The following is a 12,080-nucleotide window of genomic DNA, read 5'->3' on the forward strand; positions in this document are numbered from 1 at the left end:
CAGTGCCTGAAACGCCGCCAGGGCAATGGCCGGCGCGGTATTGCGGCCTTCGGGCTCCAGAATCAGCTCGGCTTTGGTGCCCAGATCCGCCATTTGTTGGGCGATGAGAAAGCGGTGTTCGTCGTTGCACACAACAATGGGCTCGGCACCGATGCCCGCCGCCTGCACCCGTTTCAGCGTTTGCTGAGCCAGGCTCAGCTCCGGGTCGGCCAAAGCGATGCATTGTTTCGGAAACAGCTCCCGGGAAACCGGCCACAGCCGGGAACCCACGCCTCCTGCGAGCAATACGGGAATGATCATCCTTGGAACTCCTTGGTTATAACCGTTAAATATGACGATGCCGCTAATGATAGCATTAGCGGCGAGCTACGAGCTACGAGCTGGCAGCTCAAAACTCGCGGCTGAATTTAAAACCCCCGTTTCTCAACACCACACCATCAGGTAGAATGCCCGGCTCAGCGAAAACTCATCGCGTTTGTTTTAACTCAAAGCTAACAGCTCGCAGCTAACAGCTCATAAGGAATCCCCATGCCCGACCGCCGCAAGATACTGGTCACCAGTGCCCTGCCATACGCCAACGGCCCCATTCACCTGGGCCACATGCTGGAACACATTCAAACTGACATATGGGTTCGGTTTCAGAACAGCATGGGCAATATGTGCACCTATGTCTGCGCGGACGATACTCATGGTACAGCGGTCATGTTGCGAGCCGAGAAAGAGGGCAAAACCCCGGAAGACCTGATCAAAGCCGTTCAGGCCGATCACGTGCGGGATTTTGGCGGTTTTCTGATCGACCACCACAACTATTACAGCACCCATTCAGATGAGAACCGTTACTACGCCGAGCTGATCTACACGCGCCTGAAAGAAAATGACATGATCAACGTGCGCACCATCAGCCAGCTGTACGACCCGGTAAAGGAAATATTCCTGGCCGATCGTTTTGTGAAAGGCACCTGCCCGAAGTGCGGCAGTGAAGACCAGTATGGCGATGCCTGCGAAGTGTGCAGCGCCACCTACGAACCGAACGAGCTGATTAACCCGAAGTCTGCTTACACCGGCGCTACACCGGAAGTACGCGAGTCCGAGCACTTCTTCTTTAAGCTGCCTGAATGCCAGGCCATGCTGAAAGAGTGGACGCGCTCCGGTACCCTGCAAGACAGTGTGGCCAACAAGCTCGCTGAATGGCTAGACGCCGAACTGCAGGAGTGGGACGTCAGCCGCGATGCGCCGTATTTCGGCTTCGAGATACCCGGTGCCCCCGGCAAGTTCTTCTATGTCTGGCTCGATGCCCCCATCGGCTATATGGCCAGCTTCAAGAACCTGTGCGACCGCCGCGATGACCTGGCATTCGATGATTACTGGAAGCCCGATTCCACCGCCGAGCTGTACCACTTCATCGGCAAAGACATCATTAACTTCCACGCCCTGTTCTGGCCCGCCATGCTGGAAAACGCCGGCTACCGCAAGCCAAGCGGTGTCTTCGCCCATGGCTACATCACTGTGAACGGCGAGAAGATGTCCAAATCCCGTGGCACCTTCATTATGGCCAAAACCTACCTGGAGCATCTGAACCCGGAATACCTGCGCTACTACTATGCAGCGAAACTCGGCTCCGGTGTCGAAGACATCGACTTGAGCCTGGCCGATTTCGCCCAGCGGGTGAATTCCGACCTGGTCGGCAAGGTCGTCAACATCGCCAGCCGGTGCGCGGGCTTTATCAAGAAAGCCGGTGGCAGCTTGTCTGATACCGTTGCCGAACCGCAAATGCTGGCCGATTTCCAACAAGCCGGCATTACCATCGCCCAGGCGTACGAGCGCCGGGAATTCAGCAAGGCCGTGCGTGAGATCATGAATCTGGCCGACCGCGCCAACGAGTACATTCAGGCCAAAGCCCCCTGGAGCATGGCCAAAGAAGCAGGCCGTGAACAGGAAGTGCACGATGTGTGCTCCATGGGCATTCACCTGTTCCGGCTGATCACCCTTTATCTTGGCCCGGTGTTGCCCGATATGAACGACAAGGTCAAAGCCTTCCTGAACGTTGAGAGCCTGAACTTTACCGATCGCGAAACCGTGCTGACCGGCCACGCCATCAACAAGTTCAAGCCCCTGCTGACGCGCATTGAACTGACCCAGATCGACGCTTTAATAGAAGCCAGCAAAGAAGACGTAGCCGCCGATGCCCAAAAAGGCACTCCGGCCAGCGCCGAGCCAAGCCAGGCGCAGGCCAAACCGGCCAAAGGCGAGCAGGCCGCCAAGCCGCAGCCAGCAGCCGAGCAGGGCAGTGAGATTGAATTCGCCGATTTTGCGAAGCTCGACCTGCGCGTTGCCCGGGTTGTAGAGGCCGACCACGTCGAAGGTGCCGATAAACTGCTCCGGTTGCAGCTGGATGTCGGCGAAGACAAAACCCGTCAGGTGTTCTCAGGCATCAAGAGCCACTACCAGCCAGAGCAGTTAGTCGGTAAGAACGTGGTACTCGTCTATAATCTCAAGCCACGCAAAATGCGTTTTGGCATGAGCGAAGGTATGGTGTTGGCCGCAGGTGGTGGCAAAGAACTGTGGGTTCTGGAAGCCCACGGCGATGCTGCACCCGGTACACGCATTAGCTAGTGTTGGCGTGGGTGAGGGCGAGGAAGCCCGAGCCCTGGCAAGGCGTTCTTGCAGAACGCCTCTGTTTACCTTGTATGAGCAATGCGTCCCAAATCAGGGTAAACATGGCCAATGCCGTTGTTTCTAAAGGCTTTTCGACTAGAATGGCGAAGCCCACGTGGCGGGATTCATCTAAAAGGATCGAAGGTCAACCAGGAGTGTTAAATGACTGATCAGCAAGCACGTCGCGACCCCAGCGACGACGAAATCGATATTGGTGCATTAATGGCGCGGGTCTGGGCTACCAAGGGACGGGCCATGATAGCCTTGCTGGTGGTCGCGTTGGCCTTCAGTGCGTTTCTGGCGTTGCGTTATTTGGCCAGTGAAAAGAACGTTACCTACAGCCAGGCCTTCGACCTGACGTTCGACGGCATTGCCAATGGCGAATTTCCTGATGGCTCCCCCTTTCTGATCAGTGATGTCATCAGCTCCACTGTGCTCAGCCGCGTGTACCAGGAAAACCAGCTCGATTCCACCGAGCTGACGCTCGACGAATTGCGCCGCGGCCTGAACATAGAGCCCTACGCGCCCGACTACTTCCTGATTGTGCAGCGCTACCGCAGCCGCATGAACAACAACCTCTCGGCCGCCGAAGCGACCGAGTTGCAGCAACAAATGCAGTCCGATCTGCGTACCGCCAGCGCCAGCGGCATGCTACTGACACTGCAGCTGCCCGACGGAACACTGTCAACCGAGCAGGCCCGCGAAATCCTGCGCGACATTCCAAACGCCTGGGCCGAACGCGCCATTAGCGAAAAAGGCGTGCTGGAACTGAACCTGCCCATCTATTCCGAGCGCATTTTTGACGAAGCACGCTTCGAAAGCCTCGATTACCTGGTCGGCATTGAACTGCTGCTCGATAACATTGCCCTGATTCAGGAAAACATCACTGCCCTGAAACAGGAGCCGAATTCCACCAACGTGACCGACCCTGAAACCGGCTACAAACTCGAAGACCTCGAAAAAGCCATTGCCGATGTGGCCGAATACGACTTGCGCCAGCTGATCGACCCGGTAAAAGAGCTTGGCCTGGCCCGTGACCCGGATTTTGTACGCCTGTTCTACAACAGCCGCATGCAAGAGTTGGAACTGCAGCAGCGCCTGTGGCAACAGCGTGCCGAAGTTACCCGCACGGTACTGAGTTCTTACCGCAGTGAAGGCCAGGGTGCCGCTTCTGGCAGCACAGGCAGTAGCCCGCAGGCCAGCCTGGCCCCGCAACTGGGCGATGCTTTCCTCGACCGCTTGCTGGAAGTCTCCCGCCAGGGCGACGATCTCGCCTACCGGCAAGAACTGACCAAACAGGTGCTTGAATACGAAAACGAAGCGCTTGATGTACAGAACGAAATGGCGGAAATTGAACTGACGCTGGCCTCACTCGACCGGGCCGAAGAAAACGATGCCGACATTCAACGTTATGTCGACCAGGTGCAGGATCGCCTGCCCATGGTACTGGAAACCCTGCGCGACTATACCCGCGTGGTAGGGCGCATTCACCAGCAGCTGGGCCGCCAGGCGGTGGGTACAGTGAGTGAACTGGTGCGGCCAATGGGCGGTTCCTTTTCTGAAACAACCCCGCGGGCTGTTACCAGCGGCGATATAAAAACTCTGATTGCGCTGTTGGTATTAACGCTGTTCGGTGCGGTGTTTTTCAGCCTGATCGCCGATCTGTTCAGAGATCGCAAAGCACACTGAGCCAGTGCACTACACAGGGTATGAGCGGCGGTTTGAAGCGCTAAACCCAGGGACACCCGCCGCGGCAGGGAAGCCACCGGCAACGACAGGAGATCACGCGATGACACTGCAACCGATCACCTCGCACCATCCGTACACTGGCGAATATGAGGTTTTGCCTGGCCAGCCCGCCTGGTACCTGGTTCAGTGCAAACCGCGCGATGGCTTCCGTGCCGAAGAGCACCTGAAAAACCAGGGTTTTACCTGTTTTCACCCCACGCACACCGTGCGCCGAACCCACGCCAACCGCCGTTCAGTGCGGGTAGAAAGCCTGTTTCCGCACTACCTGTTTGTGATGATCCGCCCACAACAAAGCTTTGCCGCCGTAAACGCTACCCGGGGTGTCTGCAAAATCGTGAACTTTCACGGTTACCCAAGCCCGGTACCGGTTTCTCTGGTAACCGCGCTCATGCGCCACAGCAGAATACTGAACGGCCAGGAACCCGAACCCGAATTCAAACCCGGCGATACCGTCACCATCACCGAAGGGGCTTTTCAGGCAATCGAAGCCGTCGTAAAAGCCACCAAGGGTGAAGAGCGCGTCATCCTGCTACTGAACTTGCTAAGCCAGGAACGCGAACTGGAAATGGCCACCAGCCAGGTGCGGGTTGTGAAGTGACGCGGAGCATTGAGTGACGCAAGACATTAAGGGGCGTAGAACAATGAAAGACGCAAAACAATCACTGAGGTAAAACACGGAAAGACGTCAGTTGGTGTCCCACGTCTGTCCATGTGTCACGTCTTTCAGTGTTTTGCGTACCTTCGATACCATTCACCAAAGGCTTAAGGCCCTCATCAAAGCTAATACTTGGCTGATACCCGCTTTAGCTGAACCTCGTAATAATCGTTCAGGCTATCGATGCCCACTACCTCATGGCCCTGAGCCAACAACTGAAGCGCCACATCACACCCGATAAACCCGGCCACACCGGTAACAAGAATGGTCATCCCTGCAGTCCCTAATAAACGAAGAGTTGCCGCAAAAGTTAACACATCAGCTGATAGCTACTAGCTACGAGCTCACAGCTCAAAACTCGCAGCTAACAGCTCGCAGCTCGTTCCAATTCTGTGACTCCAACCAAAAACACGCTCACGAAAGCTTGATACACTGTACCAACCAGAAACCCGAGTAAGGATCACTCAATGCAAGCGCGTTCCTGGCTCGCCTTCGCTATTGTTGTAGCTAGCGCGGGCGGTGCCACCCTATACGGCCTGAACCTCAACCCTTCCAAACACCTGCCGCGCCTCAAGGTTACCCAGGCCGATATTGATGCACTGATCGACCGTACCTATGAACAGATGGTGTTCGTCGAAGGCGGCGAGTTTTTGATGGGCGACATCATGTACGATGGGCTTTATTCAACCTGGGGTGATGATAATAAGCCAGCTGTTAAAGTTTCGCTCGATAGCTATTCAATTGGCGCCTATGAGGTCAGCTATGGGGATTTTGATATTTATACTGCGGCCAATGGTCTGCCCCGCGCAATGGATCGTGATTGGGTGGTCGGTCAGGAGTGGCGCGGGCCTGAGTATCCGGCAGGAACCAGTTGGACCCGGGCCAAAGCCTATTGTTTATGGTTGGCTGAAATTACGGGTGAACCCTTCGATTTGCCGACAGAAGCCCAGTGGGAGTATGCGGCGCGCAGTCGGGGTTTGGATGTGATTTACGGTACAGATGATGGGACTATACATGTAGGTGTGAATTATACCGATTTCAGAAGAAATCCTCATGTTTCGGGCATATTCCCGCCGAATCCACTCGGGTTGTATGATATGTCAGGCAATATGAGTGAGTGGGTCAATGACTGGTATGATGAAAACTACTATCAATCAATGCCGATGCATAATCCATACGGACCTAAAGATGGTATCAAGAAGATATTGCGTGGAGGGGTTTATGGTGAGTCCTCTTATGCGAGTACAGTTATTAAGAGAACTGAATTCGTCGAGTATTCAACAGAATTCAGTTCTACTGGCTTCCGTTGCGCCTTAAATTCTTAAAAACTTTGTGAGTCTTATTGGCTCTCCTATTTTTTATGCCTGGCGATGTATTGGAAATCCGGATTGTGCAGTTAGTGCGGCAGTAGAGGCATTGGTATTTTTAACAGGCATTTCTGGAAGGTTATCTCGCCAATCGTAGAAAAAACGGGCTTCAACTCCGTCTAGCGAGCCGCTAATAATATCAAAACCATCCCAGGCAGACCAACCTGTTTGGCTTGGATGCAATGGGCCGTCTGGGCCCATTCGCTCGGTAATTTCCGTGTACTCTCTTTTGCAAGTGATGGTTTTAAGAATCTTAACGATGGCTTCTTCGCGTGTCTCTGTAAAACCGTTCAGTCCCCAGTTATCTAGATGGAAAATAGCCTCTTTCGTGGCGCATAGTGTCCTCAGCATCGTTGCTTTTGATTCTGGTGGAGCGAACTGCAGCAACCCTTCATCGTCGGTTAAGATACTTTCGGCGAGTTGGTGGGCATGTGTATTTTCTTCATAAGGCAATTTCAGATTTGCCCACCAGTCTGATACCTGGTTGAAGGTACCTACAAGTCCCTCCGAAAAAGAAAGTCCGAGAGAGAAAATACCCGATATCACTTTATGCAATACTTCAAAAGCTAGTGGATCAATAATCTCCAATTTCCGAAAATCAAACTTCATCAACTGGTGATATACAAACTGCACAAAATCAATCAGCGCATTGATGCCGACGGTGGCCACCACCTCTCCGCTGGCACCTACGCCCAGTGCGGCTCCTGCCTTAGCTCTGATTTTGTACTTTCCATCTTCATAGCCAACATAGAAACCCAATGTAAACCCAGTACCCGCCCGGGCCTGAAACTCACCGCCCAGCTCGGCCAACGCCCGAAACGCCGACTCATCGTCCGTCCGGGCTTCCGGGTTATCCCATTCAATGGAACCGTTAGCGCCACAGCCGCCTGAAACCCCGGTAAACGCGTTTAACTGCACATCGGTGGGCACGAAGTGCGGGTCGTTTTGTTGTTTCTGAGTGGCTTCGTTGTTGCTTAGCCCGCGAATTTCTGGCTGCCCACCGTTCATGCTGATATCAATGTTGCCCGATAGCAGCACTTTTACACCGGCAAAACCCATCAAATAAATGGTCATGGTGGCCCGAATGGCGCCGAAATCGAGCGGTTGGGTGCCGCCGTCTTTGGTGGGCAGGTCCAGCCGCATGGGCCAGCCTTCCTTGCTGGGGAAATGACAGCTCGCCGTCGCCTTGCCTTCGAACAGCGCCACACTCATTTGGGCTTTGGCTGATAAGCCAATGGCGGTTTCGCTAAAGGTGGCCTCAGCCGAAGCACCCGCAAAAAAGCGCAGCATGGCCGCTTCGGTAGTGGCAGAGTAGTGTTCGCTGGCGCTGAGCCAGTCGCGCTGTTCGCCTGACGTTGCGTTCCAGTCCGCCGCCCAGTCCGTCAGGCTGTGTTCAAAGGCGCCCAGGTCCAGGGTAGCGCGGGTTTTCAGTTTTCCCCGGCTGAAGTCTTCCGCCAAAGATCGGGTGGCTTTATCGGCATCGAACTGGCCGGCTTCGTTGGTGTAGCGCCGGGCGTTGCGAACGTCGGTATTGAGCGAATAACGACGAATGTGGTTGCGAATTAAATCACTGCGCACATAGGTAAATTTGCGGCCACGGTAACCGAGCAGTTCGGTCAGCCCGGCAATCTGGTTGCTGCCCTGGGCGCTAGTCAGTGTCGGGCCAAGGGCGGCCATTACGTTGTTTTTAGCGGTTGCTACCGGGGTTGCTGAACGGTTGCCATTCGTTGAACTATTCGTAGCGGGCTGAGAATCCTGGTTTTGCTGAGCCGAGTTCAGGGCGTTGATGGCGGAGGTGAGTGCCTGGTGATCCTGGTCTATTACTTCGGCCAGTTGATCCGGAATGACCAACAGGGCATCGCTTTCCGGCAGATAAGCCACTTCCAGCGCCAGTGGCACCGGGTCGGGCGGTAATACCGTAATATTGAGCGGGTGTTCCGCATCCCGGTTGCTGGCGTGCAACTGATACTCCCCGGCCGACACCGGTATATCTAAAGACCAGTCGACATCGGCCTGGTCGCGATTCAACGGCACCGATTGTTCGCCCTGGGTGGGCCCTTGCCAATGCACCCGCACGGCACGGCCGTAGCTGCCAGTGCCGGTAACGGCGAGCACCGGCGTACCCGGCACCCAGAGTTCCTGCCCGGGCTCTGGCGGTTGGCTCAGGGTGTAGTCCGGGTGGTTCAGGTTGGCCAGCGGCGTGGCATGGGGCACCCCATAGAGTTCATGGGCCAAATCCCACCAGGTCTCGTCGTTTGCTAAACGATAGCGTTCACGGGTCTGGCGAATGGGGCGCTGTTCCTGCCGCAGTTGAGCGCCGGGTTCTGGCTGAACGATCCGCACCGAGGCATTGTGTTCAACACCCCCTTCAACCGCTGCGCCACCGCCAAAACGGGAGGGCAGGGAAGCGGATTTGTCGGCCGTGCCACTGCCCGAACTGACCGCTGTACTTTGGGCTGGTAGATTTGTTCGGAAAGCATACACCGACCGATGGCTGTGCAACCCCTGGCGGTACTGGGTTACAGACTCGGCCCGAACGCCATCCCAGGCAATGAACAGCCGATGCTCGTTTGGCGAAGCCTGTTGCCAGGCACGGGCCGTTTGCGCCGAGGCCTGCCAGCAAAACCGGCGATGCTCTGGCCGTTGTAGAAACTGCCGAACGGGTTGGGGCAGGTCATACCAGCGAATGGCGTGGCAGCCACTTGGTTTAGATTGAAGGGGGGCTTCTGGTTGAAGGCTATCGGTTGGCTTGGTACCGGCAAAGAAGGCATCTTCCCTGAAGAGGGGGTCAAACCCCTCATCAAACGCCGAATCTTGCCCTGATTCATAGTGGCTGGTCATTACTCATCCCTTTCCCTATATCCCTGAGGCTAACGGTTTTGCGAATAGGGGGGACTTTAAAGGCATGGGTACAGAGTTCCAGCGCCAAACGGAAACCTTGTGATTGGCTTCGCAAAAGGCCGTTGCGAGCTGGGAGCCACAAGCAACAAACGATAAGCTACCGTCAAACCGCTCAAAAAACGGCAACCAACCCCAATTAAGCGAATCGCTCAAAGCCCATAGCTAAAAGCTCATAACTACCAGCTCGCAGCTCTGAACTCATAAGGACCCCCATGCCCAAGGATGTAACACCCCAAATCACCCACCACGGCGCAGTAACTGGCGTTACCGGCTCCTGCCACCAATACCAGACTAAACACACCAACGCCTTAATAGACTGCGGCCTCTTCCAGGGTTCTGAATCCAACCGGCCTCTGAATGCATTCGACTTCACCGTGCCCGAGGTAAGCGCGCTTATTATCACCCATTGCCACATAGACCATGTGGGCCGCATTCCCTGGCTCATCGCCGCCGGTTTCCGCGGCCCCATATACTGCACCGAACCCACCGCAGCCTTGCTACCCCTGGTGCTCGAAGATGCCCTCGGCATTCACATCCCCGACAATGCCGACCTGGTCGAAAAAGCCCTGGCCCGTATTCTTAGCCAACTAGAGCCCGTGCCCTATAACCAATGGCAGCCATTACCCGGCGATGAAACCGACCTGCGCTTCCAACCCGCCGGCCACATCATGGGCTCTGCCTACGTAGAGCTGGAAACCCACGGCCACCGCACCGTTTTCAGCGGCGACCTCGGCGCACCCGGCGCCGTGTTCGTAGACCCACCCCAGGCCCCCGAGCGCGCAGACATCCTGGTGCTGGAAAGCACCTACGGCAACCGCGACCACGAAGCCCGCGCCGAACGTAAAACCGAACTGGGCAACAGCCTGAAACGCGCCCTGGCCGATGGCGGCACCGTGCTGATACCCGCCTTTAGCCTGGGCCGCACCCAGGAAATACTCGCTTTTATTGAAGACCTGCTGCACGAACAGAACCTGATCCATCCAGATGGCACCAGTGCCTTACCCATAATACTGGACTCCCCCCTGGCCCTGCGCATGACCCAGGCCTACCGCCACCTGGTAAACCACTGGCGCGAACCCCTGCAAAGCAAACGCGAAGCAGGGCGTTACCCTTTGGCCTTCGACCAACTGATTACTGTAGAAAACCACAAAGACCACCTGGCCATGGTGAAACGGCTTACCAGTACCCAACAACCAGCCGTGGTTCTGGCCGCCAGCGGCATGTGCCAGGGAGGGCGCATCATGAACTACCTGGAAGCCATGCTGCCCATGCCGGAAACCGACGTCTTCTTCGTAGGCTACCAGGCCAAAGGCACCCTGGGCGCCGCCATACAAAGCGCCCAACCCGGCGACACCGTACGAGTAAACAACCGCCCAAACCCAATGAACGCCCAGGTACACCGCCTAAGCGGCTTCTCGGCCCATGCAGACCGCACCGGCCTAACCAACTTCTGCACCGACATTCCCAATGCCCCAACAGAAATCCGCCTCGTCCATGGCGACGCGAGAGTGAAGCAGCAGTTCAGGGAATACTTGGCCAATAAACTCCCAAATACCTCGGTGTGGGTGCCGGACTGAACAGACGCAGAACACGGACTGACGCAAGGGCGTCTTAAGTGTTCTGCGTCTCTCATTGTTTCACGTCTCTTCATGTCCTACGCCCCCAAAACATCCCCAATACAAACCAACAACAAAACGCGAACCACGTCCCTTGACCCCCCAACCTCAACCCCCTACAATTCGCGTTCAACAACTGAACAACCCCTTGGTGTGCCCTGTAACCGGCCGGGCGGTAGCGAATCTAATCGATTTTCAGCACCTCGCAAAACCCCATTCCAGAGCCTTTAAGAAATCCGATTCAGAGAAATTCTTGGCAAATCGGCCAAAAAGGCTTGCACCAATACATACCGAATTTACGATTTTGCTCACTGCTCACTGCTCACTGCTCACTGCTCACTGCTCACTGCTCACTGCTCACTGCTCACAGCTCACTAACATCCGTTAATGCCCATTAGCCAGCGTGCCTACTATGCTTTCCGATGAACTCCGATATCAGTTGCTTAGCACCATCGAGCGAAATCCAGAGCTAACACAGCGCCAAATTGCCAAAGAACTTGGCTTGAGCCTGGGTAAGGTCAATTACTGTGTGAAAGCACTGCTGGATAAAGGCTGGGTAGTTGCAGGTAATTTCAAAAACAGTGAACGTAAAATGGCCTATGCGTATTACCTGACTCCTCTGGGTATCGAGGAGAAGGCCACAGTAACCGTACGCTTTCTAAGGTGTAAGCTGGAAGAGTACGAAGAAATACAACGAACAATCGAAGAACTTCGTGCCGAAGTAATAGAAACTGGTGAACTAGCTCGGCAAAAAGAATGATAGAAGCAAAAAAGTTACTTCAGTTCTGATTCAACACAATTGACCCCGAAAAAAATTAACAGGATTCAATGGAAAAGATGATTATCCCGGTTTTACTAGCAGGCGGCACTGGTAGCCGCTTGTGGCCAACCTCCAGAGAGCTATTCCCAAAACAATGCCTTTCGCTTACTGGCAATGAATTCAGTCTTGCGCAAAATACAATGTTACGGCTTCAGAGCGCAGGTTTGGATGCTGACCCCATTGTTGTGTGCAACGACGAACACCGCTTTCTCATCGCCCAACAAATGGCGGATCTGGGCACCAAAGCCGAGCTGATTCTGGAGCCCGAAGGCCGCAATACCGCGCCGGCCATTGCCCTGGCGGCGTTTCAGGCACTG

The 12,080-nt window shown here is 55.2% G+C and carries 10 protein-coding genes; 7 read left to right on the plus strand and 3 right to left on the minus strand.

The features are described from left to right. Positions 1–300: sugar phosphate nucleotidyltransferase (locus tag ABJT94_RS03910; RefSeq protein ID WP_348473702.1), on the minus strand; the 300-nt coding region annotated here is incomplete at its 3' end. Positions 301–528: 228 nt separating this feature from the next. Between ABJT94_RS03910 and metG the strand changes: the two genes are divergently transcribed. The 3 genes from metG to rfaH all read left to right on the plus strand — a co-directional run bounded on the left by metG (position 529) and on the right by rfaH (position 5,002). Then, positions 529–2,613: a methionine--tRNA ligase gene (metG, locus tag ABJT94_RS03915; protein ID WP_348473704.1), complete on the plus strand. Its 2,085-nt coding sequence runs from the start codon at positions 529–531 to the stop codon at positions 2,611–2,613. A gap of 204 nt (positions 2,614–2,817) precedes the next feature. After that, positions 2,818–4,344 (plus strand): hypothetical protein, encoded by a 1,527-nt coding sequence (locus ABJT94_RS03920; protein WP_348473706.1) that lies wholly within the window; start codon positions 2,818–2,820, stop codon positions 4,342–4,344. 100 nt (positions 4,345–4,444) lie between these two features. Next, positions 4,445–5,002, plus strand: coding sequence for a transcription/translation regulatory transformer protein RfaH (gene rfaH / locus ABJT94_RS03925; protein WP_348473707.1), 558 nt, complete (start codon positions 4,445–4,447; stop codon positions 5,000–5,002). 182 nt (positions 5,003–5,184) lie between these two features. Here rfaH and ABJT94_RS03930 read toward each other — a convergent pair whose 3' ends face one another. Further along, a complete protein-coding gene (locus ABJT94_RS03930; RefSeq protein WP_348473709.1) occupies positions 5,185–5,331 on the minus strand; it encodes an NAD-dependent epimerase/dehydratase family protein in 147 nt (48 codons plus the stop codon). Between the two features lie 195 nt (positions 5,332–5,526). On the opposite strand from ABJT94_RS03930, the gene ABJT94_RS03935 reads away from it, so the two are divergent. Continuing rightward, on the plus strand, positions 5,527–6,384 hold the full coding sequence (locus tag ABJT94_RS03935) for an SUMF1/EgtB/PvdO family nonheme iron enzyme (protein ID WP_348473710.1): 858 nt from the start codon (positions 5,527–5,529) through the stop codon (positions 6,382–6,384). A 33-nt stretch (positions 6,385–6,417) separates the two neighbouring features. On the opposite strand, the gene ABJT94_RS03940 is transcribed toward ABJT94_RS03935, so the two are convergent. Then, positions 6,418–9,267 (minus strand): hypothetical protein, encoded by a 2,850-nt coding sequence (locus ABJT94_RS03940; RefSeq protein WP_348473712.1) that lies wholly within the window; start codon positions 9,265–9,267, stop codon positions 6,418–6,420. A gap of 272 nt (positions 9,268–9,539) precedes the next feature. Between ABJT94_RS03940 and ABJT94_RS03945 the strand changes: the two genes are divergently transcribed. The 3 genes from ABJT94_RS03945 to ABJT94_RS03955 all read left to right on the plus strand — a co-directional run. Next, positions 9,540–10,904, plus strand: a complete 1,365-nt coding sequence (locus ABJT94_RS03945; protein WP_348473714.1) for an MBL fold metallo-hydrolase — start codon at positions 9,540–9,542, stop codon at positions 10,902–10,904. Between the two features lie 451 nt (positions 10,905–11,355). Further along, a complete protein-coding gene (locus ABJT94_RS03950) occupies positions 11,356–11,703 on the plus strand; it encodes a MarR family EPS-associated transcriptional regulator (protein WP_348473716.1) in 348 nt (115 codons plus the stop codon). Positions 11,704–11,780: 77 nt separating this feature from the next. After that, positions 11,781–12,080: sugar phosphate nucleotidyltransferase (locus ABJT94_RS03955; protein ID WP_348473718.1), on the plus strand; the 300-nt coding region annotated here is incomplete at its 3' end.

It is taken from the genome of Saccharospirillum sp., from assembly GCF_039982735.1.
GTDB lineage: Bacteria > Pseudomonadota > Gammaproteobacteria > Pseudomonadales > Natronospirillaceae > Saccharospirillum.

What these genes read in the sequence shown, in the direction of transcription:
- metG (WP_348473704.1), top strand. Translation starts at nt 529, where the DNA reads ATGCCCGACCGCCGCAAGATACTGGTCACCAGTGCCCTGCCATACGCC.
- ABJT94_RS03920 (WP_348473706.1), top strand. Translation starts at nt 2,818, where the DNA reads ATGACTGATCAGCAAGCACGTCGCGACCCCAGCGACGACGAAATCGAT.
- rfaH (WP_348473707.1), top strand. Translation starts at nt 4,445, where the DNA reads ATGACACTGCAACCGATCACCTCGCACCATCCGTACACTGGCGAATAT.
- ABJT94_RS03930 (WP_348473709.1), bottom strand. Translation starts at nt 5,331, where the DNA reads ATGACCATTCTTGTTACCGGTGTGGCCGGGTTTATCGGGTGTGATGTG.
- ABJT94_RS03935 (WP_348473710.1), top strand. Translation starts at nt 5,527, where the DNA reads ATGCAAGCGCGTTCCTGGCTCGCCTTCGCTATTGTTGTAGCTAGCGCG.
- ABJT94_RS03940 (WP_348473712.1), bottom strand. Translation starts at nt 9,267, where the DNA reads ATGACCAGCCACTATGAATCAGGGCAAGATTCGGCGTTTGATGAGGGG.
- ABJT94_RS03945 (WP_348473714.1), top strand. Translation starts at nt 9,540, where the DNA reads ATGCCCAAGGATGTAACACCCCAAATCACCCACCACGGCGCAGTAACT.
- ABJT94_RS03950 (WP_348473716.1), top strand. Translation starts at nt 11,356, where the DNA reads ATGCTTTCCGATGAACTCCGATATCAGTTGCTTAGCACCATCGAGCGA.